Origin of the sequence: Pseudomonas sp. (assembly GCF_002796985.1) — a bacterium.
In the GTDB taxonomy this organism is placed as follows: domain Bacteria; phylum Pseudomonadota; class Gammaproteobacteria; order Pseudomonadales; family Pseudomonadaceae; genus Pseudomonas.
Window position 1 is genome coordinate 71,030 of sequence record NZ_PEKX01000018.1, and the last position, 21,397, is coordinate 92,426.

16 protein-coding genes are annotated in these 21,397 nt (G+C 64.5%); 15 read left to right on the top strand and 1 reads right to left on the bottom strand.

Features of this window, described 5'->3' with window-relative positions; genetic code table 11:
• Positions 1–113: 113 nt before the first annotated feature.
• The 8 genes from fae to CTR55_RS20900 all read left to right on the top strand — a co-directional run bounded on the left by fae (position 114) and on the right by CTR55_RS20900 (position 11,342).
• On the top strand, positions 114–626 hold the full coding sequence (gene fae / locus CTR55_RS20865) for a formaldehyde-activating enzyme (RefSeq protein ID WP_296288965.1): 513 nt from the start codon (positions 114–116) through the stop codon (positions 624–626).
• Between the two features lie 10 nt (positions 627–636).
• Positions 637–1,671, top strand: a complete 1,035-nt coding sequence (locus CTR55_RS20870; RefSeq protein WP_296288966.1) for an aldo/keto reductase — start codon at positions 637–639, stop codon at positions 1,669–1,671.
• Positions 1,668–3,107, top strand: coding sequence for an NAD-dependent succinate-semialdehyde dehydrogenase (locus CTR55_RS20875; RefSeq protein WP_296288968.1), 1,440 nt, complete (start codon positions 1,668–1,670; stop codon positions 3,105–3,107). Before CTR55_RS20870 ends, CTR55_RS20875 begins: the two co-directional genes overlap by 4 nt.
• Positions 3,108–3,203: 96 nt before the next feature.
• Positions 3,204–4,565, top strand: coding sequence for an MFS transporter (locus CTR55_RS20880; RefSeq protein WP_296288970.1), 1,362 nt, complete (start codon positions 3,204–3,206; stop codon positions 4,563–4,565).
• A gap of 305 nt (positions 4,566–4,870) precedes the next feature.
• The gene (locus tag CTR55_RS20885) at positions 4,871–5,497 is read left to right on the top strand and encodes a hypothetical protein (RefSeq protein WP_296288972.1); all 627 of its coding nucleotides are present in this window, start codon (positions 4,871–4,873) and stop codon (positions 5,495–5,497) included.
• 79 nt (positions 5,498–5,576) lie between these two features.
• Positions 5,577–6,740, top strand: a complete 1,164-nt coding sequence (locus CTR55_RS20890; protein ID WP_296288974.1) for an efflux RND transporter periplasmic adaptor subunit — start codon at positions 5,577–5,579, stop codon at positions 6,738–6,740.
• A gap of 10 nt (positions 6,741–6,750) precedes the next feature.
• Entirely contained in the window at positions 6,751–9,918 is a 3,168-nt protein-coding gene (locus CTR55_RS20895) for a multidrug efflux RND transporter permease subunit (RefSeq protein WP_296288975.1), read from the top strand.
• Positions 9,918–11,342: an efflux transporter outer membrane subunit gene (locus CTR55_RS20900; protein WP_296288977.1), complete on the top strand. Its 1,425-nt coding sequence runs from the start codon at positions 9,918–9,920 to the stop codon at positions 11,340–11,342. Before CTR55_RS20895 ends, CTR55_RS20900 begins: the two co-directional genes overlap by 1 nt.
• Positions 11,343–11,406: 64 nt before the next feature.
• Here the strand turns inward: CTR55_RS20900 and CTR55_RS20905 are convergent, their stop codons facing one another.
• Positions 11,407–12,282: a LysR substrate-binding domain-containing protein gene (locus CTR55_RS20905; RefSeq protein ID WP_296288978.1), complete on the bottom strand. Its 876-nt coding sequence runs from the start codon at positions 12,280–12,282 to the stop codon at positions 11,407–11,409.
• 220 nt (positions 12,283–12,502) lie between these two features.
• On the opposite strand from CTR55_RS20905, the gene CTR55_RS20910 reads away from it, so the two are divergent.
• The 7 genes from CTR55_RS20910 to CTR55_RS20940 all read left to right on the top strand — a co-directional run bounded on the left by CTR55_RS20910 (position 12,503) and on the right by CTR55_RS20940 (position 21,391).
• Positions 12,503–13,669 carry a hypothetical protein gene (locus CTR55_RS20910; RefSeq protein ID WP_296288980.1) on the top strand — a complete coding sequence of 389 codons (1,167 nt, stop codon included), beginning with the start codon at positions 12,503–12,505 and terminating at the stop codon, positions 13,667–13,669.
• Between the two features lie 52 nt (positions 13,670–13,721).
• The gene (locus tag CTR55_RS20915) at positions 13,722–14,660 is read left to right on the top strand and encodes a LysR substrate-binding domain-containing protein (RefSeq protein ID WP_296288981.1); all 939 of its coding nucleotides are present in this window, start codon (positions 13,722–13,724) and stop codon (positions 14,658–14,660) included.
• A 261-nt stretch (positions 14,661–14,921) separates the two neighbouring features.
• Positions 14,922–16,343 (top strand): aldehyde dehydrogenase, encoded by a 1,422-nt coding sequence (gene aldA / locus CTR55_RS20920; protein WP_296288983.1) that lies wholly within the window; start codon positions 14,922–14,924, stop codon positions 16,341–16,343.
• Between the two features lie 132 nt (positions 16,344–16,475).
• Complete coding sequence (locus CTR55_RS20925; RefSeq protein ID WP_296288985.1) at positions 16,476–17,738, top strand: MFS transporter; 1,263 nt, start codon at positions 16,476–16,478, stop codon at positions 17,736–17,738.
• Positions 17,735–18,952 (top strand): mandelate racemase/muconate lactonizing enzyme family protein, encoded by a 1,218-nt coding sequence (locus CTR55_RS20930; RefSeq protein WP_296288986.1) that lies wholly within the window; start codon positions 17,735–17,737, stop codon positions 18,950–18,952. Before CTR55_RS20925 ends, CTR55_RS20930 begins: the two co-directional genes overlap by 4 nt.
• A gap of 76 nt (positions 18,953–19,028) precedes the next feature.
• Positions 19,029–20,696, top strand: coding sequence for a GMC family oxidoreductase N-terminal domain-containing protein (locus CTR55_RS20935; RefSeq protein ID WP_296288988.1), 1,668 nt, complete (start codon positions 19,029–19,031; stop codon positions 20,694–20,696).
• A 113-nt stretch (positions 20,697–20,809) separates the two neighbouring features.
• Positions 20,810–21,391, top strand: coding sequence for a DJ-1/PfpI family protein (locus CTR55_RS20940; RefSeq protein WP_296288990.1), 582 nt, complete (start codon positions 20,810–20,812; stop codon positions 21,389–21,391).
• The last annotated feature ends 6 nt before the right edge of the window (positions 21,392–21,397 follow it).

Genomic DNA, 21,397 nt, shown 5'->3' on the forward strand with positions numbered 1-21,397 from the left:
CCTGTCGATTCCTGATCCCTTCCGATTCTTCCCGGCGCCTTCCGCCGGTTTTGCCACGGGCCACGCAAGTGTGTCCGGGCTTTCCTGCACCCCACGGTTCCATGAGGTACTCCATGAAAAAGCTCGACCTGTACATCGGTGAAGGTTTTGAAGGCCCCGGCGTCAACGCCGCGCACATCAACATTCTGCTGGGGCCGCGCAGCGGTCCGGCGGGGCAGGCGTTCGCAAGCAGCCAGGCCTCGCCCAGCCAGGGGCACTGCCCGTTCATGGTGATCGCCCAGCCGAACATCCCGGTCAAGCCGATGACCCTTTACGTGAACAAGGCCGAGATCAATGGTGACCTGCACGCCAGCGCCACCTGGGGCGCGTCCCAGGCGGGGATCGCCAAGGCTGTCACCGAGGCGCTGCTGGACGGCACCCTGCCGGCCGAAGCCGAGGACGAGTGGGCCATCGTCACCGCTAACTGGGTCAACCCGGCCTGCGATGACCTGGATGCCGTCTACCGCAACAACTACAACGCCTGCCGCACCTCGATCCGCGCGGCGCTGAGCTGCAAGCCCGAGCGCGCGCAGTTGGCCGACGTGGTCAACGCCATCGCCAATCCTTTCTACACCCCCAAGGCCTGAGGTCAGCAGCATGGAATACATCCGTCTCGGCCACTCCGGCCTGCAGGTCTCCAAGCTGTGCCTGGGCACCATGAACATGGGCACCCCGGACTGGAAACCGTGGATCTTCGATGAGAGCAAGAGCGAGCCGATCGTCAAGCATGCGCTGGACGCCGGGGTGAACTTCATCGACCTCGCCGACTTCTATTCGGCCGGTGTCGGCGAGGAAGTGGTCTGCCGCATCCTCAAGCGCCTGGTGCGCCGCGAGGACGTGGTGATCACCACCAAGGTCGGCTACGGCACCCGCCCCGGCATCAACGCCAGCGGCCATTCGCGCAAGCACATCCTGGATGGCATCGACGCCTCGCTGAAGCGCATGGGCATGGATTACGTCGACCTCTACATGCTGCACTTCTACGACGTGAACACCCCGGTGGAAGAGGTGATGGGCGCGATGAACGATATCGTCCGCGCCGGCAAGGCCCGCTACATCGGCGTGTCCACCATGCTCACCGGGCAGTTGGCGAAGATCCTCATGGCCTGCGAGCGCAATGGCTGGGTCAAGCCGATCAACATGCAGCTTCAACTGAACTGCGCCTACCGCGAGGAAGAGCGCGAGATGATCCCCTTCTGCCGCGACCAGGGCCTCGGCGTCTCGGTGTTCAGCCCGCTGGCGCGCGGCCTGCTGACCGGCGATGCGAACTCCACGCGCAACCAGACCGACTTCTTCACCCAGCAGATGTACGCCGACGAGGCCTCCTTCGAGATTGCCCGTTCGGTACAGCGGGTGGCCCAGCGCCGCGGTGTGTCCAACGCACAGATTGCCCAGGCCTGGGTGCTGCAGCATTCCGGCGTGGACTGCATGCTGGTCGGCGCCGATACCACCGCGCAATTCGATAGCGCCCTGGCCGCGCTGGATACGCGCCTGGACGACGAGGAAATCTTTGAGCTGGAGCGCAACTACACGCCTTGCGACGTGATCAATGACTACACCGCCGGCAAGCGCATCCTGCGTGTTGCGCGGCCCATGCGCGAAGCCTTCGCGCTGACGGAGGCGGTGGCATGAGCACGCTGCTGAAATCCGGCCACTACATCGATGGAAAATGGGTTGCGGGTGGTGCGACCTATTCCGTTCGCAATCCGGCCACTGGTGCGCTGATCGTCGAGGTAGCCCGTGGCGGAGCCGAAGAAACCAACGCTGCCATCACCGCCGCCGAACGTGCGTTGCCGACCTGGCGCGCACTGACCGCCAAGGAGCGCAGCGCACGCATCCGCCGCTGGGGCGAGTTGATGCTGCAACGTCAGGACGACCTCGCGCGCCTGCTCAGCACCGAACAGGGCAAACCGCTGGCCGAGGCCAAGGGCGAGGTGGCCTACGCAGCGAGCTTCCTCGAGTGGTTCGCCGAGGAAGCCAAGCGCGTCTATGGCGACGTGATCCCCTCGCACAAGGGCGATGCACGCATCGTGGTGATCAAACAGGCCATTGGTGTGGTGGCGGCGATCACCCCGTGGAACTTTCCGCTGGCGATGGTCACCCGCAAGGTCGGTCCGGCACTGGCCGCCGGCTGCACGATGATTCTCAAACCTTCGGAAGAGACGCCTTTGTCGGCCTTCGCCCTCGCGGTGCTGGCGGAAGAGGCGGGTATTCCGGCCGGCGTGTTCAACATCGTTTCCGGCGACGCGCCGGCCATCGGCGGCGCGCTGCAGGCTTCGGGCGTGGTGCGCAAGCTGTCGTTCACTGGCTCGACCCGTACCGGCAAGCTGCTGATGCGCCAGGCCGCCGATACCCTGAAAAAAGTCTCGCTGGAACTGGGCGGCAATGCACCGTTCATTGTCTTCGACGATGCCGATATCGACGCCGCCGTACGCGGCGCCATGGCCTCGAAGTTCCGCAACACCGGGCAGACCTGCGTGTGCGTGAACCGCTTCTATATCCAGGACGGGGTGTACGACGCATTCGTTTCGCGCCTCACCGAAGCTGTGCGCGCCATGCGCGTGGGCAACGCGCTGGAAGGCGAAACGGAGCAGGGGCCGTTGATCAACGAAGCCGCGCTGGCCAAGGTCGAGCAGCACGTCGGCGATGCCCTGGAGAAGGGTGCCAAGTTGCTCTGCGGCGGCCGTCGCCACGCATTGGGCGGAACCTTCTACGAGCCGACCGTGCTAGCCGACGCAAGTCCGAAAATGCTGATCGCCAGCGAGGAAACCTTTGGCCCGGTAGCCGCCTGTTTCCGCTTCCGCGACGAGTCTGAAGTCCTGAATCTGGCGAACGATACGCCCTACGGCCTTTCTGCCTATTTCTACAGCCGCGACATCGGCCGCGTCTGGCGCATGGCCGAGGGCCTGGAAGCGGGCATGGTCGGCATCAACGAAGGAATCATCTCCACCGAGGTGGCGCCCTTTGGCGGCATCAAGGAGTCGGGCCTGGGCCGCGAAGGCTCCCGGTACGGCATCGAGGACTACGTGGAGATCAAGTACCTGCTCATGGGCGGCCTGTCCACCTGACGCCCCATCCCGTAGTTGTTCCGTATCCGTCGCGCCGCCAAGGGCGCGGCGGCTCCCACTCGCGGTGTTTCCAATAACAAAAAATCGGAGACGATCATGTCGGGTCAACCAGTCAAAATCGATGACCTGCCCATCGGCAGGTTCCACATCAAGATCGCCGGCCTCACCTTCGGCGCTCACTTCACCGATGGCTACATCCTCGGCCTCATCGGTATCGCCTTCACCCTGATCAACCCGCAGATGGCGCTGACACCCTTCTGGCAAGGCCTGATCGGCAGTTCGGCGCTGCTCGGCCTGTTCCTCGGCAGCCTGTTCTTCGGCTGGATTTCCGATCACCTCGGGCGGCAGAAAATCTTCCTCATCAGCTTCGTGCTGATCACGGCTGCCTCGGTGATGCAGTTCTATGTCGAGTCGGCGATGCAATTGTTCCTCTGCCGGGTGCTGATCGGCATCGGCCTGGGTGGCGACTTCAGTGTCGGCCACGCCATGCTCGCCGAGTTCGCCCCACGCAAGCATCGCGGCGTGCTGCTGGGCTCGTTCAGCGTGATCTGGACCTTCGGCTACGTCGCCGCCACCTTCGTTGGCACCGCCATGTTGCCGCTGGGCGACGATGCGTGGCGCTGGATGCTGGCGTCCTCGGCGATCCCCGCCGCGATGATCCTGATCGCCCGCATCGGTACGCCGGAATCGCCGCGCTGGCTGGTCTACAAGGGCCGCATCGAGGAAGCCCGCGCCATCGTGCACAAACACCTGGGCGCCAACGTGGAGATCGACGAGGAAGTCATCAACCGTAAGCACGCCGGCTACAAGGCGCTGTTCAGCCGCGAGTACCGCAAGCGCACGGCATTCAACTGTCTGTTCTTCATCTGCATCGTCATGCCGTACTTCGCCATCTACACCTTCCTGCCGTCGATCCTGCAGAAGATGGGGCTAGCCGAAGGCTTTGGCACCGAGATGATGCTCAACGCGCTGCTGATCGTCGGGGCGCTGCTGGGCATCTGGTGCACCGTTAAATTCAGCCGTCGCGGTTTCCTCATCAACTCCTTCCTGATCCTCGCCGCTTCGTTGTTCCTGCTGGTGCTGCTGCCCGGCAGCCTGGCCTGGCTGATGGTGGCGTGCTTCGGCCTGTTCACCCTGGTGCTGTCGGCGGTGAGCAACCTGGTGGGTGTCTACCCGGCGGAGAGCTTCCCGACTGAAGTCCGCGCCGGCGGTATCGGCCTTGCCACCGCGGCGAGCCGCCTGGGCTCAGCGCTCAGCACCTTCCTGCTGCCGGTCAGCGTGGCAGGCATCGGGCTCAACCCGACCATGGCGATCCTCGCCGGCATCCTGCTGCTGGGCGCGATCATCTCCATCGCCTGGGCGCCGGAAACCAAGTACCTGACCCTTACCGACTGCGGTCGAGGGGAAGCGGAGGACGACGGCTTGCAGGTTGCCAGCAAGCCTGCTCGGCTGGCCTGAACTCGAAAATTGCCAGCCAACGGGCGCACCGGGAAACCGGTGCGCCCGTTTTCGTTCCTCTCCAGAAAGACTGGTATGCACGCCAGGTCCTCAGTTTTCTCCTTGGGTCTTTGTGGGAAATGGCGCAACAGACTGACGACGCTTCCTGATCGTTTTTTCCCCGATTTCAGCGGCTGGGATGCCGATTAATGTAGCGGCTTCCGCCTCGGGAGGGCGCCACCCGTGCGGTTCGTCTTCGCCGTCATATGTGACTCCCTCTCTCGCTTTTCCTCTGTTGCAAAAATCTGATCAAGGAGCGTTCAAACATGCCAATCCTCAAGTCCCTGCCCCTGGCTGGCGCCCTCGCGTTGGCGATCGCCGGCTCAGCAATGGCCGCCGATATCCCGCTGGGTACCGCAGTCGTCTCCGATGAGGTAGTGACCAAGGTTCTCTCCGTCGATGCCAAGGACCGTCGCATCGTGGTCGAAGACGCCGCCGGCAAGCCGGTGACCGTCCAACTGACCGATGCCGCGCAGGATCTGGGGCATCTCAAGGCGGGCGACTTCATCGCCGCACTGGTTACCCATTCCGCCGCCTTTGATCTTGATACCCGTGTGGAGAGTCAGGCGCCGGGCGGCCTCGAGATCGACGGGGCGGCCATGGCCACGCCGACCAACCCGCATCCGGGTGGCGATGCGTTCCGCATGGCGCGTGTGCAACTGAAGATCGTCGGCATCAACCTCAGGAAGCATGAGCTGACCTTCGAAGGTCCCGATGGCGCGACCAAGGTCGTCAAGGTCGACGATACGAAGCTGCGCGACCGGATGGGCGAGTTGAAGAACGGCCAGATGCTGGTGGTGACCTACCAGGACACCCTGCAGATCGTGACCGCGCAACCGACGGCCCAAGCGGGTGTGGCTGATTCCGCCAAGTCCACCAAGTCCGCCAACTGACGTCACCGAGGAATTCCCGCACAGCGGGGATTCCTCTCTCCTGTTTCTTCGCCTCCGGGCGATTCGTTGTGGATTGACTATGCGCCTGACTCATCTGGGCTGCCCTAGCGCAGTGTTGCTTGTGACCATGTTCCTCACTGCTTGCGGCGGGGGGGAAAAGGCTGCCGCCGGAGCCGCTCCCGCCGGCGTTACCACCGTGGTGGCGACGCCGGCCAGCCTGCCGGCCAGCATGACCTTCGTCGGTCAGACACAAAGCCCGCAAGCGGTAGAAATCTACGCCCGGGTCAATGGTTACCTGCTTCGGCGCAGTTACACCGAAGGCAGCGTAGTGAAGGCCGGGCAGGTGCTGTTCGAGATCGACCACGCACCGTTCCAGGCGCAACTCGATTCGGCACGGGCCGAATATGCTGCGCAGAAGGCGCGCTACGATCGCGCCAAGGCCAACCTCGACCGCGTGCTGCCACTGGCCGCGGAAAACGCGCTGAGCCCCAAGGATCGCGATGACGCCATCGGTGCGGCGAAGGCGGCGGAAGCTTCGATGCAGGCGGCTCAGGCCCAGGTCAACACCCAGGAACTGAATCTCTCCTACACCTACGTGCGCGCTCCGGTGGCTGGCATCAGCGACTATGCCCGGGTCAACGACGGCACTTATGTCAACGCCAGCAACAGCCTGCTGACCACCGTCTCCACCGTCGACCCGATGCGGGTCGTCATGAGCGTGAGCGAACAGCAGTTCCTCGCCATTCGCGAGCAGCGCGACAGCGGTCGACTGGTCATGCCTGCCGACGGCCGTCTGGAGGCCGACCTGCTGATGGCTGACGGTTCGCACTATCCGGCCACCGGCACGGTCACCTTCGCGTCATCGACCTTCAATCAGCAGACCGGCACCTTCCTGGTCCGCGCGGACTTCGCCAACCCCGATGGCGCGCTGCGGCCAGGGCAGTTCGTGCGCATCACCCTCAAGGGCGCCAGCTACGCCAACGCGATCCAGGTCCCCCAGCGAGCCGTCATGCACGGACCCAAAGGCGACTTCCTGTATGTCGTCGCCAACGGCAAGGCCGAGGAGCGCCCGGTGCAGGTGGCCGAACCCTCCGGTGTCTTCTGGCGGATCGAAAAGGGCCTCAAGGGTGGCGAGCAGGTGGTGGTCGACGGCGCAGCGAAACTGGCGCCTGGCGCACCCTTGAAAATCACGGGCCCGGCGCCGACCGGCAGCTTCGATCCCGCGACCCCGAAGGCAGAGTGAGGCTACGTCCATGTTCTCTCGTTTCTGCATCGAGCGTCCCATCTTCGCGATGGTGCTGTCGCTGATCATCATTATCGCCGGCGGCGTGTCCATCTTCGCCCTGCCGGTGGCCCAGTACCCAGACATCACGCCCATCCAGATCACGGTGACGGCGACCTATCCGGGCGCCGACTCCCAGACCATTGCCTCGACCGTGGCGGCGCCCATCGAGACGCAGGTCAACGGCGTCGACAACATGCTGTACATGCAGTCGGTCAGCTCGCCCACCGGGCAGATGACCCTGAACGTGTATTTCGACATCGGCACCGACCCGGACATCGCCCAGGTCCAGGTGCAGAACCGCGTCAGCCAGGCGCTGGCGCAGCTGCCGCAATCGGTGCAGCAGAACGGCGTGAACGTGCAGAAGCGTTCCTCCAGCTTCCTCATGCTGCTGGCGATCTACTCGCCCGATGACAGCTTCGACCAGCAGTACGTGGGCAACTACGCCAACCTCTATGTGCTCGATGCGATCAAACGCATCCAGGGCGCGAACCAGGCGCAGATCATGGGCGACGCCGACCTGGCGTTGCGCATCTGGCTCAAGCCGGACCGCATGGCGGAGCTGGGGATCACCTCGTCCGACGTGCAGAACGCAGTCAGCCAGCAGAACCAGCAGTTCGGCGCCGGCAACATCGGTCAGGCGCCGTCCCAGGGGCAGATGGAACTGACCTACCCGCTGGTGACGCCGGGGCGCATGAAGACTGCCCAGGAATTCGAGGACATCATCCTGCGCGCCGATGCCAATGGCACCGCGCTCGTGCGCCTGCGCGACGTTGCCAGTGCGGAGATCGGCCTCAACCAGTACACCATGCGCTCAGCCATCAACGGCAAGACCACGACCCTGATCGCGGTCTACCAGCAGGCCGGTTCCAACGCCCTGGAAGTGTCGACCAACGTGCGCGCCGCACTGGCGGACATGTCCACGACTTTCCCCAAGGGCATTGCCTACGCCGTCTCCCTGGATACCACCGAGTTCGTCCGCTCCTCGATTCATGAAGTGGTGGTGACGCTGCTGATCGCCATCGCCCTGGTGGTGCTGGTGGTGTTCATCTTCCTGCAGAGCGTGCGCAGCACCCTGATCCCGGTGGCCGCCGTGTTCGTCGCGGTGATCGGCACCTTCGGTGCGCTGCTGGCGCTGGGCTTCTCCATCAACCTGCTGACCTTGTTCGCGCTGGTGCTGGCCATCGGCATCGTGGTGGACGACGCCATCGTGGTGGTGGAGAACGTCGAGCGGAACATGGAGGAACTCCACCTCAGTGCCCGCGATGCCACCGTGCGGGCAATGGAGGAGGTGACCGGCCCGGTGGTGGCCATCGTGCTGGTGCTGTGCGCGGTGTTCATTCCCGTGGCCTTCGTCAGCGGCACCACCGGCCTGCTGTACCGCCAGTTCGCCCTGACCATTGCCTGCTCGGTGGTGATTTCCGGCTTCGTCGCCCTGAGCCTGTCGCCGGCCCTGGCTTCGCTGATCCTCAAACCCGGCCAGCATGCCCGCTGGAAGGGCTTCCAGTGGTTCAACCAGGCTTTCGACAAGATGACCAAGGGCTACGTGAGCCTGGTGTCGGTGATCGTGCGGCGGATGCTGGTGGCCCTGGTGCTGTTTGCGGCGATGCTACTGGGCATCGCTTCGCTGTTCTCGCGCATTCCCACCAGCTTCGTGCCCGAGGAAGACCAGGGTTACCTGCTGGTCGCGGTGATGATGCCTGACTCGGCGAGCCTGGACCGTACCGAAGCCACCACCGAACAGGTCGCCGCGCTGTTCCGCAAGCATCCCGCGGTGCAGGACGCCTCCGCAGTGTCGGGCTACAGCTTCATCGACGGCCAGAACCAGACCAACATGGGCACCGTGTTCATCAACCTCAAGCCGGCGGATGGCCGCAAGGACCCTGCTTTGTCGGCCGAAGGTGTGATCAAGGCGCTATACCCCCAGCTGGCGGTCATTCCCCAGGCACGGATCATCCCCATCAACCCACCGTCGATCCCCGGCCTCGGCACCCAGGGTGGCTTCGAGTTCTGGGTGGAAAGCCGTGGCAACGGCAATGCCCAGGAGCTGCAGGCAGCGACCTGGAAGCTTATCGGCGCAGCCGCCAAACGCCCTGAACTGTCCGGCCTGATCAGTACCTTCCAGGCCTCGACACGACAGATGCGCATCTCGGTGGACAACGCCAAGGCGGAAACCCTCGGTGTACCGATGGCCGACGTCTATGGCGCGTTGCAGACCCAGTTCGGTTCGGCCTATGTCAGCCAGTACGTGCTGGGCAGCCGAGTCTGGCAGGTGATCCTGCAGGGCGCGCCGCAATACCGCAGCACACCGACGGACCTGGGCTACCTCTACGTCAAGCAGAAGGACGGCAAGATGATTCCGCTGTCGGCCCTGGTGACGACCGAGTTCACCTCCGGCCCGAGCCTGGTGACCCGCTTCAACAACTTCCCCGCCGCCAAGATCACGGGCAACCCGGGTGCTGGCTACAGCTCCGGTGACGCGATCAAGGCCATGCAGGAACTGGCCGAGCAAGTGCTGCCCGCCGGCTACAGCTATGCCTGGAGCGGTGAGGCGTTCGAGGAGAACAAGGCGGGCAACACCACGGTCATCGTGTTCGTCTTCGGCATCATCATGGTCTTCCTGATCCTGGCGGCGCAGTACGAATCCTGGTCGCTGCCGCTGACCGTGCTCAGCGCGGTACCCTTCGGTATCTTCGGTGCGCTGGTGGCGATCTGGGCGCGGGGCATTCCCAACGACGTGTACTTCCAGATCGGCCTGGTGACCCTGGTGGGCTTGGCGGCGAAGAACGCGATCCTGATTGTCGAGTTCGTCATCCTCCAGCGCCAGGCCGGGTTGTCACCGATGGACGCGGTGCTCAAGGCGGCTGAACTGCGCCTGCGGCCAATCATCATGACGTCCCTGGCCTTCATCTTCGGTGCCATACCGCTGGCCATCGCCACGGGCGCCGGCGCCAACTCCCGTCACTCCATCGGTACCGGCATCATCGGTGGCATGGTGGCGGCGACCACGCTGGCGCTGTTGTTCGTGCCGCTGTTCTCCTTCCTGGTTGAGCGAGCCAGTGAGAAGCGGGAAAAAGCGAAAGCGGGAACTGCTACGAGCACGATTGTCGATAGCCAAGCCACCGGGGAGGCACAGTGATGACTGCCAGAAAGCTGCTGTTGGCATGGGCTGTGGCCGGCCTTACCGGTTGCATGATCGGCCCTGACTACCAACGCCCGGAGGTCGCCATGCCGTTGGCCTACCGGGCTCATCTGAACAATGCTTCCGAGCAGGTCGGCGGACCCTGGTGGGGGCAGTTCGGTTCTCCCACGCTATCCGCGCTGGTGGGCGAGGGGCTGAAGAACAACCTCGATCTGCAACGCGCCACCGAGCGCATCGATCAGTTCCGTGGCCAGTTGCGCACCGTGCGGGCGGGTCTGTTCCCCCAGTTCGGATTGGGCGGCAAGGCCGCGCGCGCGCGCAGCGACCAGTTCGTCGATACGCCGCTCGCCGGTTTTGACGGTGTCAGTGACCAATACCAGACGGGGTTGAATGCCAGCTGGGAAATCGACCTCTGGGGCAAATTGCGCCGGCGGAGCGAGGCGGCTGACGCGCAATTGCTCGGCGCGCAGTATGCCCAGCGCGGGGTGGCGCTGAGCCTGGCCAGTTCTATCAGCGAGGGCTATCTCAACCTGCTGGCGCTGGACGAGCAACTGGCCATCGCGGAACAGACGGCGCAGGCGCGCAAGGATGCCCTGGCGATCTTCCAGAAGCGCTATGACCGGGGAGTGATCCGCCAGATCGAGCTTAGTCAGGCGCAGAACGACTACTGGGCGACCCAGGCCGCCATTCCACCACTGCGGACGAAGATCGCCTCGGCGGAAAACTCGCTCTCCTTGCTGCTGGGGCGCATGCCGGGGCCCATCGTCCGTAGCGAACGACTGTCGGCTTTGCGCGCTCCGGCGGTTCCGCAAACCTTGCCGGCCACCTTGCTGTCACGCCGGCCCGACCTGCTGCAGGCCGAACAGGCCGTGGTGGCGAGCAATGCCATGGTCGGGGCGACCGAAGCGTTGTATCTGCCGAGCCTGAACCTGTCCGCCATGGTCGGCTTCAGCCGCGGCGAGAGTGGCCAGCTGTTCGACAGCGCGTCGAAGATCTGGAACCTGGCGCTCGGGATCAACCAGGCGGCCTTCGATGCCGGTGCGCTCTCCGGCCAGGTGCTGTCGGCGAAATCCGAGTACCGGCAGTCGGTGCTGGCTTATCAGAAGGCGGTGCAGTCAGCGGTCGCCGACGTGAACAATGCCCTGGTTGACTCCCGTGAGTCGGCGCAGCAATTGGCGGCGGTGCAGCAGCAGGTCGTCGCCTTGAAGACTTATGCCGGCCAGGCGCGGCGTCTGTACGAAGGGGGCTATTCGAGCTACCTCGATGTCACCACGGCCGAGGAGAAGCTCTTCGACGGGCAGTTGCAGGAAGTGAACGACCGGTTGGCGGCGCTCAATACCTTCAATGCGCTTTACCTGGCGGTCGGAGGGGCGTTCGGACAGGACGCTCCGCTGATGTTCCGCCCAAAACCACAGGGCTGACGCTGACGCGAAGGGTAAAAGCGAAGGGGCGGCTGTCTTGGAAAAGATATCCGCCCCTTCGTATTCAGGGATTGCTCGTCTGGTTCAGCCAGTCCTGGAATCGCTGGACCTTCGACAGACCCAGCTTGTCGCTGGCGATATCCAGCCAGTAGCCATAGGGACCGATCACTTCCACCGGGGTGATGGGTAGCAGGCTGCCGCTGAGCAGTTCCCGCTCGATCATCTGCCGGTCGATCACCGCCAGGCCGCCGCCGGCCAGCGTGGTGTGGATCACCTGGTCCAGCGTGCTGAACTCGATGCCGCTGCTGGCGTCGACGCCCGTTCGGCCCATCGCCTCCAGCCAGTTTTCCCAGACCTTCAGGCGTCGTCCTTCGTGGAGGATGTGCAGCAGCGGGTGGGCGTTGAGTTCCGGAGGCTGCCCGGTATCGAACAAGTCCGGGCTGGCCACGGCGATGTGGCGTTCCATCACCAGCAGTTCGCTATGGCAGTTCGCGGCCTGCTGCAGGCCGAAGCGAATGCGGCAGTCCAGCTCGCCAGCGTTTTCGCCATCCTGGTGGCTGGTAACGCTCAGGCTGATGTCCGGATAGCGCTGCAGGAAGGTGCGCAGACGCGGCGATAGCCAGCGGGTGCCCCAGGTGGGGGGCGCGAGGATGCGCAGGCGCTGGCGCAGGTTAGGCACACGGACGGCTTGCAGGGCGCGCTCCATCTGGTCGAAGGCTTCACCCAGGTGCGGGGCGAGGGCGCTGCCGGCTTCGGTCAGGGTCAGGCCGCGCGGCGTGCGTAGGAAAAGGCTGATTCCGAGGTATTCCTCCAGTTGCTTGATCTGCCGGCTGACGGCTCCCTGGGTGACGTTCAGTGCTTCGGCCGCGCGATTGAAACTGCGATGGCGGGCCACTTCTTCGAAGACGCGGAGCATGGTCAAGGGCGGCAGGTTGCGCATGGCGGGGCCATCCGGAAAGCGCCTTGGGGCGCGAATTTTTTCGCCGATTCTAGCCCTCGCACGCCTGAAGGAATATGCGTTTTTCTCGGGTTTGGATTGCGATTTAGTCGTTTGTCGTACGGATTCACCAACGGCTAGTTTCGGCCGCGCTCACGGACCGGCCAGGGCCGGGCGTCAGCGCATCTCATAACGACAAGAAACCTGCCGAGGCACCTTCAACGTGGCCAGACTCCACCTGCCGTTCCTGCTTCCTGTTCTCTTCGCCCTGAGCTCCCCCGCCATCGCTGTGCCGGTGACGGACAACCTGGATATCGGCGGCGCCGTTCGTACCCGTTTCGACCATGACCCGGACCGTGATATCGAGAAGTTCGGCATCGACACCGCGATGCTGCGGGTCACCTACACCTCCGATACCTGGATCGGTGCCGCGCGCTACCGCTGGTACGGCAAGGCTTATCCCTATCAGTACACCGAGCACTTCGGCGACGTGAATTTCGCCGAGTACGCCTGGATCGGCTACCGCTTCGATCCGGACAAGCAGATCCAGGTCGGCCTGAACCAGATTCCCTTCGGCCTGCAGCCGCTGTTCGGCAGCACCTTCTACGAGACCCTGGGCAACGTCGTTGGCCTGGAAGACGTCAACGACGTGGGGGTGAAGTACATCCAGCAGCAAGGCGACTGGAACATCCAGTTGGGCGCCTATGCTCGTCCGGCTTGGGCCGGCAATGGCACCAGCAACGGCACCACCTATTCCACCGTGGTCACCGACGCCGATGGCTACGTGGCTGACGGCAACCGCAACAAGGAACGGCAAATCCTGGTTGGCCGTCTGGCCCGTTCGCTGCAACTGGGTGACTGGAAGTCCGAAGTGGGTGTCTCCGCGCTGACCTCACGCCTGGAGAACCAGGACACCAACGATAACGGCCGCCGCAACGCCTACGCCATTCACTACGCAGGCCAGAACGGCCCTTGGGGCGTGCAACTGCAAGCCGCTCGCCAGCAGATGTCGCCGAGGAATCCGGGGAGCGACGAGGTAGTCACATTCGGTGGGTACGACGGTACGTTCAACGTTGCCAGTCGCGGTAACCTGTATGTCGGCGACCTGAGCTACAGCATTCCGGGAAACTTCCTCGATGGTTGGGTCAGTGGCGTGAAGGTCTATGGCAACTACAGCGCCTTCGACAAATCCGCCGACGACTTCAAGACTTCCCAGCGCTTCATCCTCGGCACCTCCTTCTCGGTGAAGGCGGTGTACATCGCCGTGGAATGGCTCAACGGTCGTAACGATCCGTACATCGGCGGCAGCAACTACACCCAGAGCCTGGCCGAAGGTGGCACCAGCCACTGGGAGAATCAGCTGTACGCGAATGTCGGCTATTACTTCTGATATCGCGCTGACAAGGCCCGCGCGGCAAAGGCCGCGGGGCAGGGAAGGGTGGGTGAAACGCAAGATTCCGGCGCTCAATGCGCTGAAAGCCTTTGAAGTGGCTGGAAGCACGGGGAGCTTTACCCGTGCCGCCGAGCTGCTCAACGTGACCCAGAGCGCGGTCAGCCGCCAGGTGCGCCAGCTGGAGGAACAGCTGGGCGAGAGCCTGCTGGTGCGCCGCCATCACCATCTGGAACTGACCGAGGCCGGGCGCGTCCTGCTACGGGCGTTGCAACTGTCGTTCGACCGCATCGAGCTGACGGTGCGTGGCATCCAGCAGCGCCATCACCTCAACCGCCTGCGGGTCAACGCGCCGCCCACCTTTGCCCTGCGCTGGCTCTTGCCGCGCTTGTCGCGCTTGCGTGAGGTACACCCCGATCTGGAAGTCAGCCTGACCACCAACCTGCAGGACAGTCTCGCGCAGAGCAGCACGCTGGACTGCGCCATTCGTTTCGGCAACGGTGAGTGGGATGGCCTGGACAGCTCGCTGCTGATGCACGAGCGGCACATCGCCGTGTGCTCGCCCAGCCTGCTGGCGCAGCGCGAGGAGCAGGACATCGACCTGCGCAGCATGACTTTGCTGCATGTGCTGGCCCGCGACGACCAGCGTTTCCTGACCTGGCGACACTGGCTGGACGCAGCGAAGGTTCAGGGCGTCGATCTGCAGGGCGGCTACGAGTTCGACCTGCTGGACATGGCCATCCGCGCGGCTATCGACGGGCTGGGCATCACCATTGCCGACCGACAGATGGTTGCTCGTGAACTGGCGGCGGGGCAGTTGGTGCAGATGCTTGACGTCGAGGTGCAGGGGCACCAGTCCTACTGGTGGGTCAGCCGCCCCGAGCAGGAGCTGCCGCCTCATGTGCAACGCTTCCAGGAGTGGTTGCAGCAAGAGGTGTGGATGGCCGAGCGCAACCTGGCGGGATCGGGCTCGGTCATCAGTCTTTCCTGAAGAACGAAGCGGCGATTTCCACTGGGAAATCGCCGCTTTCCCATGTCTGATAACCTGCGTTTTTGGCATGTTACTGCGTTCTATTAATCGCTTGTCGGGTACCGGGCGCCTGTCGAAACTTCGGCCAACCGATAACGACAAGAGTCACCCCATGCCTGCGCCGCGTCACCGTGCCCGTCGCCTGCACGAGTCAGCCTGCACCTTGTCGTTACCTGGCGCCGCCACCGGCCCGAAGCCTTGCTTGAACGACAGGACATGACCATGCGTACAGATCGACACTTCATCGACGGCCGCTTCGCCGACGCCTCCTCCGCCCACATCGCCGTGTTCGATCCGGCGACCGAGCAGCAGGTCGCCCAGGTGCCGGCCGCGACCGAAGTCGATGTGCGCAACGCCGTCGAAGCCGCCGCCCGCGCCCAGCGTAGTTGGGCCCGCCTGCCGGCCATCGAGCGTGGCGAGCACCTGCGCCGTTTCGCTGAAGCCCTGGAACGCAACGCCGAGCGCATCGGCGCCGCCCTGGCCGCCGAGTCCGGCAAGAGCCTGGCCGACGCCAGCAGCGAAGCCTTCTACGCCGGGCAGATCACCCGCTACCACGCCGAATGGGCGCGTCGCATCGAAGGCGAGGTGATTCCCAGCGATTCCACCGACGAAACCATCCTGCTGCAGCGCGAGCCGATCGGCGTGGTCGCGGCGCTGATCCCGTTCAACTACCCGGTCTACACCTTCCTGCGCAAGGTCGCGCCGGCGCTGATCACCGGCAATACCGTGGTGGTGCGCCCGAGCAACAACACTCCGACCTCTGCTTTCGAAATCGCCCGTTGCGCCGAGGAAGCCGGATTGCCGGCCGGCGTGCTGAACGTGCTGACCATGCACCACGACGTCGCCGCGGTGCTCTGCCAGCAGCCGCAGATCGGCCTGATCACCCTGACCGGCAGCGTCGGCGCCGGGCGCATCGTGCTCGATTACTGCAAGGCCAATATCGCCAAGCCGTCCCTGGAACTGGGCGGCAAGACCCCGGCGATCATCGAGGCGGACGCCGATCTGGAGAAGACCGCCGCCGCCATCGTCGCCTCCAAGACCACCCACTGCGGCCAGCTGTGCACGGCCATCGAGCGCGTTTACGTGCAGGCTAGCGTGCATGACCGTTTCCTCGCCCTGCTGCGCGAGAAGATGGCCGCTGTGCGCATCGGTAACCGTGCCGAAGACCCCAGCCTGATGGGCCCGCTGCAATACGGTCGTGCCCGTGCCGATGTGCACGCCAAGGTCCAGCGCGCGCTGGCCGAGGGCGCCGTGCTGGAGTGCGGCGGCGTGCTGCCCGAGGGCGCCGGCCACTTCTACCCGGCGACCCTGCTCAGCGGCTGCCGCCAGGACATGGAAATCGTCCAGGAGGAAATCTTCGGCCCGGTGCTGCCGGTGCTGGCCTACGAGACCCTCGACGACGCGCTGGCCATGGCCAACGACCACCAGTTCGGCCTGGCCTCGGTGCTGTTCACCGAGAACTACCGCAACGCCATGAAAGTCGCCAACCACATCGAAGCCGGCGAGATCTACATCAATCGCACCCCCGCCGACCCCTACCAGGGCTACCACGCCGGCTGGAAGCGCTCGGGCCTGGGCGGCGACGACGGCAAGCACGGGATGCTGGAGTTCACCCAGACGCGCCTCGTGGTCCTCAAGTTCTGATTCGCTGATCAAACCGCACGCGGCCCTCTGCCTGGGCCGCGTCATCCCCACTGCTGTTCCGACCAGTTGCCGGCGACCGAGCCGGCTGCGAGATGCATGATGAAAAAAACAATAAGTGCAGAAGCCATGCCCATGGCCGCGCCCACTAACGCCAACCTCACCCGTTACATCCAGCTCGCCCTGCTCGTGCTCGCGGCGGGGGCGATCTATCCCATGCTGTACCTGCGCCAGGTGTACCAGAGCACCATGCTCGAGGCGCTGGCGATCACCAACAGCGAACTGGGTTACCTCTACTCGATCCTCGGCACCGCGTTCCTGCTCAGTTACCTGCCCAGCGGCTGGCTGGCCGACCGCCTGTCGCCGCGCTTTTTGATCAGCTTCTCGCTGATCGGCACCGGCGCCCTGGGCCTGTGGTACGCCATGCTGCCGGGCTTCGATACGCTGCTGGTGATCTTCTGCGGCTTCGGCATCACCACCGGCCTGACCTTCTGGGCCGCGCTGATCAAGCGGGTGAAAATGCTCGCCGGCGAAGACGAGCAAGGCCGCTTCTTCGGCGTGCTCGACGGCGGACGCGGGCTGGTCGAGGCGCTGCTGGCGACCATCGCCATCGCGCTGTTCGCCTACGTCACCGAGACCCGTGGCGAGAAGAACGCCCAGGGTCTGCAACTGGTCATCCATATGTACGCGATCTTCTGCATTGTGCTGGGCGCCGCTCTGATGCTGGTGCGTGACCCGCAGAAGAACGGCAAGCAGGCCCGCGCCGAGAAGGGCAACCTGCTGGACGACTTCCGCACCCTGCTGCGCATCCCCGAGCTGTGGCTGGTTACCGCCATCGTGTTCTGCGGCTACCACTTCTTCTGGGCCACCTACAGCTTCTCGGCCTACCTGCAGGAAGGCGGCTTCGGCCTCTCCGCCACCGCCGCCGGGGTGATCACCACCGTCAAGCTGTGGATGCGCCCGGTGGGCGGCATCGGCGGTGGCTGGCTGGGCGACCGCTTCTCCAAGGCAGGCGTGCTGACCTGGACGATGTTGCTGGCGGCGCTGGGCATGATCGGCCTGATCGTGCTGCCGAGCCTGCATGTGCTCGGCGTGCTGATCTTCCTGGTGATCTTCATCGGCCTGATGACCTACGCCATTCGCGGCCTGTACTGGGCGGTACTGGACGACTGCCGCATCCCGCTGCGCGTCACCGGCCTGGCCATCGGCATCATCTCGGTGCTGGGCTATGCGCCCGACGCCTACCTGCCGCTGCTCAACGGCTACATCACCGACCGCTTCCCTGGCTTCCTCGGCTACCAGATCTATTTCTCCTACGTCGTGGTGATCGGCCTGCTGGGCGTGGTCGCCACCCTGATCCTGAACAAGCGCATCCAGAAGCGAGCGAAACAAGCATGAAGATCGTCTCCCTCGAAACCCACGTGGTCGCCGTTCCGCCGCCCCACGTCGGCGGTATGTACTGGCTGTTCGTCAAGCTGAAGACCGATTGCGGCATCGAAGGCGTCGGCGAGATCTACGCCGCCAGCTTCCATCCCAGGGTCATGGTCCCGGCCATCGAAGACGTGTTCGGCCGCTACCTGGAGAACCGGGACCCGCACCACATCGAGCGCTTCTTCCGCCGCGCGTATTCCAGCGGCTTCACCCAGCGCCCCGACCTGACCATGATGGGCATCGTCAGCGGCCTGGAAATGGCCTGCTGGGACATCATCGGCAAGGCGGCGAACAAGCCGGTCTACGAGTTGCTTGGCGGCAAGGTCCACGAACGCCTGCGCTCCTACACCTACCTGTACCCGAAGAACGCCCAGGGCGAGTACGACTACTCCGACCCGGACCTGGCCGCCGAGTGCGCCATCGACAACATGAAGCTCGGCTTCACCGCCGTGAAGTTCGACCCGGCCGGCCCCTACACCGCCTTCTCCGGCCACCAGCTTTCCCTGGAAGTGCTGGAGCGTTGCGAGACCTTCTGCCGCAAGATCCGCGAAGCGGTAGGCAACCAATGCGACCTGCTGTTCGGCACCCACGGGCAGATGGTGCCGTCCTCGGCCATCCGCCTGGCCAGGCGCCTGGAAAAGTACGACCCGCTGTGGTTCGAAGAGCCGATCCCGCCGGGCCAGGAAGACGCCATGGGCCAGGTCGCCGGCAAGACCAGCATCCCGATCGCCACCGGCGAGCGCCTGACCACCAAGTACGAATTCTTCAAACTGCTGCAGGCCGGCGGCGCGTCGATCCTGCAGATGAACGTCGGGCGCTGCGGCGGCCTGCTTGAAGGCAAGAAGATCGCCTCCATGGCCGAAGCCTTCTACGCGCAGATCGCCCCGCACCTCTACAACGGCCCCATCGGCGCGGCGGCGAGCTTCCAGCTGGCGGCGTGCACGCCGAACTTCCTGATCCAGGAAAGCATCGGCACCTGGGACGGCTTCCATGCGCAAATCCTCAAGAAGCCATTGCAGTGGGAAGACGGCTACATCATCCCGTCCAGCGAGCCTGGGCTGGGCGTCGAGCTGAACATGGACGTGGTGCGGGCTCACAGCCCGTACACCGGCGAGCGCCTGCACCTGCAGATGGGGCCGGACCCCGTCGACGTGAAAGACAACGCACCAGCCAAAGGCTGATGCCGGACCCGCCCCTGGCCTTTCCCTCAAAGAAAGAGCGGGGCGGGGTTCTACCCAATACTGCGGTACGCATTCCATGAAATACGACTACATCATCGTCGGCGCCGGTTCCGCCGGCTGCATCCTCGCCGCCCGCCTGAGCCAATCGGGCGAACACAGCGTCCTGCTGCTGGAGGCCGGCGGCAAGGACAGCTCGCCCTGGTTCAAGATCCCGGTGGGCTTCGCCAAGCTCTACTACAACCCGACCTTCAACTGGATGTACTACAGCCAGCCGCAGAAGCAGCTCGCCAACCGCGAACTCTACGCGCCGCGCGGCAAGGTGCAGGGTGGTTCGGGTTCGATCAACGCGATGATCTACGTGCGCGGCCAGGCCCATGACTTCAACGATTGGGCGGCCGATGGCAATGATGGTTGGTCGTTCAAGGACGTACTGCCGTACTTCCGCAAGCTGGAAACGCACCCGCTGGGCAACACCGAGTACCACGGCGGCAACGGCCCGATCCAGATCACCCCGATGAAGGGTCACACCCACCCCATCTGCGATAGCTTCCTCAAGGGCTGCCAGGAGCTGGGCTACCCGCTGAGCGATGACTTCAACGGCAAGGACTTCGAAGGCGCCGGCCTCTACGACGTCAACACCAAGAACGGCCAGCGCTGCTCCAGCAGCTTCGCCTACCTGTACCCGGCGCAGAACCGCGCCAACCTGAGCATCGAGCGCAACGCACTGGTGGAGCGCGTGTTGTTCGACGAGCACAAGCGCGCTATCGGTGTGAGCGTGAAGCAGAGCGGCGTGCAGCGCGAGTTCCATGCCAAGCGCGAGGTGATCCTCGCTGCCGGCGCGGTGGATTCGCCCAAGCTGCTGCAACTCTCCGGCGTGGCCGACCGCGGGTTGCTCGACCAGCACAAGATTCCCCAGGTGCACCAACTGCCGGCGGTGGGCAAGAACCTGCAGGACCACCTCTGCGTCAGCTACTACTACAAGGCCAATATCCGCACCCTGAACGACGACTTCGGCTCGCTGTTCGGCCAGGCCCGGCTCGGCCTGCAGTACCTGCTGACCCGCAAGGGCCCGCTGTCGATGAGCGTGAACCAGAGCGGCGGCTTCTTCCGCAGCGACGACAAGCTGGAACACCCCAACCTGCAGCTGTACTTCAACCCGCTGTCGTACCAGATTCCCAAGAGCAACAAGGCCAGCCTCAAGCCCGAGCCGTACTCCGGCTTCCTGCTCTGCTTCAACCCGTGCCGGCCGACCAGCCGCGGCGAAATCCGCATCGCCTCGAAGAACCCGGCCGACGCCGCACTGATCGACCCGAACTACCTGAGCACGCAGAAGGACATCGACGAGGCGATCCAGGGTAGCCACCTGATCCGCAAGATCATGAACGCCCCGGCGCTGAAGAAGATCACCGTCGAAGAAGTGCTGCCGGGCCCGGCGACCCGGTCCGACGAGCAGATGCTGCAGTACTTCCGCGAGAACTGCGGCTCGATCTACCACCTGTGCGGCAGCTGCGCCATGGGCAGCGACCCGCAGACTTCGGTGGTGGACAAGCGCCTGCGTGTGCACGGCATTGCCGGGCTGCGCGTGGTCGATGCGTCGATCTTCCCCAACGTCACCTCCGGCAATACCAATGCGGCGGTGATGATGGTGGCCGAGAAGGGCGCCGACCTGATCCTCGAAGACGCCCGCCAGGTCGCCGAGCAGCGCTCAGGCGCGAAGTCTGCCCAGCGCGCGGCGGTGCAGTAAGGGTGTAGTCGCAGGGGTGTAGTAGCGGCGTATTACCCGCTGCCTGCGCGACTGACTAAGCTCTCCCGCATGCCCGGCCACCATGGTCGGGACCTGCCGGGAGGATGCCCCAGATGGCCGCGAAGAAGATCCTGATGCTGGTCGGCGATTACGCCGAAGACTACGAAACCATGGTGCCGTTCCAGGCACTGCTGATGGTCGGGCACACCGTCCATGCGGTCTGCCCGGACAAGACCGCCGGCCAGAGCATCCGTACCGCCATCCACGATTTCGAAGGTGACCAGACCTACAGCGAGAAGCCGGGGCACAACTTCGCCCTCAACGCCGACTTCGCCGCTGTGCGCGCCGAAGACTACGACGCGCTGCTGGTCCCCGGCGGCCGCGCCCCGGAATACCTGCGCCTGAACGCCAAGGTGATCGAACTGGTGAAAGCCTTCGACGCCGCGAACAAACCCATCGCCGCCGTCTGCCACGGCGCCCAGCTGCTGGCCGCTGCCGGCGTGCTCAAGGGCCGCGCGTGCAGCGCCTATCCGGCCTGCGGCCCGGAAGTGACGCTGGCCGGTGGCGAATATGTAGACATCCCGGTGGACGCCGCTCACGTCGACGACAACCTGGTCACCGCCCCGGCCTGGCCGGCGCATCCCGCCTGGCTGGCGAAGTTCCTCGAGGTGCTGGGCACCAGGATCAGCCTGTAAACTGGC

What these genes read in the sequence shown, in the direction of transcription:
- fae (WP_296288965.1), top strand. Translation starts at nt 114, where the DNA reads ATGAAAAAGCTCGACCTGTACATCGGTGAAGGTTTTGAAGGCCCCGGC.
- CTR55_RS20870 (WP_296288966.1), top strand. Translation starts at nt 637, where the DNA reads ATGGAATACATCCGTCTCGGCCACTCCGGCCTGCAGGTCTCCAAGCTG.
- CTR55_RS20875 (WP_296288968.1), top strand. Translation starts at nt 1,668, where the DNA reads ATGAGCACGCTGCTGAAATCCGGCCACTACATCGATGGAAAATGGGTT.
- CTR55_RS20880 (WP_296288970.1), top strand. Translation starts at nt 3,204, where the DNA reads ATGTCGGGTCAACCAGTCAAAATCGATGACCTGCCCATCGGCAGGTTC.
- CTR55_RS20885 (WP_296288972.1), top strand. Translation starts at nt 4,871, where the DNA reads ATGCCAATCCTCAAGTCCCTGCCCCTGGCTGGCGCCCTCGCGTTGGCG.
- CTR55_RS20890 (WP_296288974.1), top strand. Translation starts at nt 5,577, where the DNA reads ATGCGCCTGACTCATCTGGGCTGCCCTAGCGCAGTGTTGCTTGTGACC.
- CTR55_RS20895 (WP_296288975.1), top strand. Translation starts at nt 6,751, where the DNA reads ATGTTCTCTCGTTTCTGCATCGAGCGTCCCATCTTCGCGATGGTGCTG.
- CTR55_RS20900 (WP_296288977.1), top strand. Translation starts at nt 9,918, where the DNA reads ATGACTGCCAGAAAGCTGCTGTTGGCATGGGCTGTGGCCGGCCTTACC.
- CTR55_RS20905 (WP_296288978.1), bottom strand. Translation starts at nt 12,282, where the DNA reads ATGCGCAACCTGCCGCCCTTGACCATGCTCCGCGTCTTCGAAGAAGTG.
- aldA (WP_296288983.1), top strand. Translation starts at nt 14,922, where the DNA reads ATGCGTACAGATCGACACTTCATCGACGGCCGCTTCGCCGACGCCTCC.
- CTR55_RS20925 (WP_296288985.1), top strand. Translation starts at nt 16,476, where the DNA reads ATGGCCGCGCCCACTAACGCCAACCTCACCCGTTACATCCAGCTCGCC.
- CTR55_RS20930 (WP_296288986.1), top strand. Translation starts at nt 17,735, where the DNA reads ATGAAGATCGTCTCCCTCGAAACCCACGTGGTCGCCGTTCCGCCGCCC.
- CTR55_RS20935 (WP_296288988.1), top strand. Translation starts at nt 19,029, where the DNA reads ATGAAATACGACTACATCATCGTCGGCGCCGGTTCCGCCGGCTGCATC.
- CTR55_RS20940 (WP_296288990.1), top strand. Translation starts at nt 20,810, where the DNA reads ATGGCCGCGAAGAAGATCCTGATGCTGGTCGGCGATTACGCCGAAGAC.